The 2,041-nt window shown below is 75.1% G+C and carries 6 protein-coding genes; all 6 read left to right on the top strand.

Annotated elements, in window-relative coordinates:
• The coding region (locus tag G3I65_RS01160) for a GvpL/GvpF family gas vesicle protein (RefSeq protein ID WP_203612243.1) at positions 1 to 359 on the top strand (359 nt) is incomplete at its 5' end.
• Positions 352 to 540, top strand: a complete 189-nt coding sequence (gene gvpJ, locus G3I65_RS01165) for a gas vesicle protein GvpJ (protein ID WP_160693912.1) — start codon at positions 352 to 354, stop codon at positions 538 to 540. The genes G3I65_RS01160 and gvpJ (G3I65_RS01165), both read left to right, overlap by 8 nt.
• Complete coding sequence (gene gvpK, locus G3I65_RS01170) at positions 537 to 752, top strand: gas vesicle protein GvpK (RefSeq protein ID WP_160693914.1); 216 nt, start codon at positions 537 to 539, stop codon at positions 750 to 752. Before gvpJ (G3I65_RS01165) ends, gvpK begins: the two co-directional genes overlap by 4 nt.
• A 1-nt stretch (position 753) precedes the next feature.
• On the top strand, positions 754 to 1,071 hold the full coding sequence (gene gvpJ, locus G3I65_RS01175; protein WP_160693916.1) for a gas vesicle protein GvpJ: 318 nt from the start codon (positions 754 to 756) through the stop codon (positions 1,069 to 1,071).
• Positions 1,068 to 1,628 (top strand): GvpL/GvpF family gas vesicle protein, encoded by a 561-nt coding sequence (locus G3I65_RS01180; RefSeq protein ID WP_160693918.1) that lies wholly within the window; start codon positions 1,068 to 1,070, stop codon positions 1,626 to 1,628. Before gvpJ (G3I65_RS01175) ends, G3I65_RS01180 begins: the two co-directional genes overlap by 4 nt.
• Positions 1,629 to 1,702: 74 nt before the next feature.
• A partial coding sequence (locus tag G3I65_RS01185; protein WP_309235226.1) for an NHL repeat-containing protein occupies positions 1,703 to 2,041 on the top strand: 339 nt, incomplete at its 3' end.

Raw genomic sequence — 2,041 nt, forward strand, 5'->3', positions numbered from 1 at the left:
CCGAGCCCGCCGCGACCAGCCGCCCGGACGCGACGGGCCTGACGGGCACGCAGTACCTGGTCCGGCGCCGCGAACGCCTGAAGGCGATCCAGCGCGGCCGCGAGGAAGTGCTGGCGGCCGCCGGCCGGCTCGAGGGTGCCCTGCGCCGCCACGCCTCCGACAGCATCGGCCGGGCGCGGCCGCACGGGGTGCTGGTCAACACGGCGTTCCTGGTGGAAACCGGCCGGGAAGCGGCGTTCCACGCGGAGTTCGAGTGGTTCGCCCGCGAGCTGCGCGCGGCGGGCGCGACGGTGGAGACGTCCGGGCCGTGGCCGCCGTACTCGTTCACCGACGTGGAGCTGGGTGCGACGGATGGCTGAGCCCGAGGTGGTGCGCCTGCGCACGGACTCGCCCGCCGAAGCCGTCGCCGACCTGCTCGACCGGGTCGTGCACCGCGGCGCCGTCGTCACCGGCGACGTGATCATCTCGCTCGCCGGCCTCGACCTGGTCCGGCTCGACCTGCGGCTCCTGCTGCTCGGGCTCGAGGAGGCGCCGGGATGAGCGAGCCGGTCCGGCTGCCCGCCGACGCCGGGCGCGGGCTGGGGCACCTCGTCGTCACCGTGCTCGACATCCTCCGCGAGGTGCTCGAACGGCAGGCCCTCCGGCGGATGGACTCCCTGAGCCCCGCCCAGATCGAAGACCTCGGGCAGGCCCTGCTCGACCTCGACCTCCGGTTCGCGGAGATCCGGGCCGCCCTCGACGAAAGGACCTGAGTTGACCAGACCGGGACAGACCGGCGGCGGGCTCGCCGACACGCTGGACATCCTGCTGGACAAGGGACTCGTGATCGACGCGTCGGTGCGGGTGTCGGTGATCGGGATCGAGCTGCTGGCCATCGAGGCCCGGATCGTGATCGCCAGCGTCGACACCTACATCCGCTACCTCGAAGCGATGCAGCGCCTGCAGAGCACCCCCGCGCCCGGTCAGATCTCGCAAGGGCTCGGCCAGACGACCGGGCTGATCCCGCCCCCACCGCCGACCCCCGCGGTGGCGGTGCCCGTGGAATCGGCCGTCCCCGTCGAACAGCCGTGACGCTGCAGCTCTACGGCGTCGTGCGCGCCGGGCACCCGCGGGCGCCGCGCACCGTGTGCTGGGACGACCTGGCCATGGTCGTCGGCGATCCCGAGCCCGATCCGGCGGCGCACCTCGCGGTGGTGTCCGCGCTCGTCGAGGGCGGCCCGGTGCTGCCGGTCCGGTTCGGTACGACGGCGGCGGACGAGGAAGCCGTCCGCGCCGAGGTGCTCGCCCCGGCCGCCGGCACCTACCGCGCCGACCTCGACCGGCTCGACGGCCTGGCCGAGGTGCACGTCTGCCTGCGGTTCACCGAGCCCGGGTCCGCGTGGCGCTCGGCGCGTTCGGACGGGCTGCTGTCGGAGGTCGCCGAACGCGCCCGCGACTCGGTGTCGCTGCCGGCGGGCGAGTCGGCCGACGAGCGGTGGGCGTTCCTGGTCGGGCTGGGCGACCTGCTCGTCGTCCGGGACACCGTCGCCGGGCTCGGGCGCGGCGGCGGCGTCCAGGCCGACTGGCTCGGGCCGCTGCCCGCGTACAGCTTCCTCGAGCGGCGGACGTGCTCGCGCTGGAGCTGGTGAGCGCGGGCGGAACAGCTGTTGAACACTCTTTTCGGCACTGGTCGTGACCGCCCGCGATCGGCGATCCTGGCGCCGTGACCACCAGTGAGCTCGCCGCCATCGGCGGGCCCGGCTCCGGGCCGGGCCGGTTCCGCGCGCCGTCGGGGATCGCGGTCGACGCGCGCGGGCGGGTGTGGGTGGCCGACACCGGCAACGACCGCGTGCAGGCCTTCACCCGCGGTGGTGACCTCGTGCGCGTCATCGCCGGACGGCTCAAGGCACCCGAGGGGATCGCGGTCGACGCCGCGGGCAACGTCTACGTCGCCGACACCGGCAACCGCCGGGTCGTGCAGTACACGTGGTGGGGCGGGTACGTGCGCGGGTTCGGCGACTTCGGCAGGCCCCGCGCGGTCGCGGTGGACGCGGCGGGCCGG

Origin of the sequence: Amycolatopsis sp. SID8362, from assembly GCF_010550475.1 — a bacterium.
GTDB lineage: Bacteria > Actinomycetota > Actinomycetes > Mycobacteriales > Pseudonocardiaceae > Amycolatopsis > Amycolatopsis eburnea.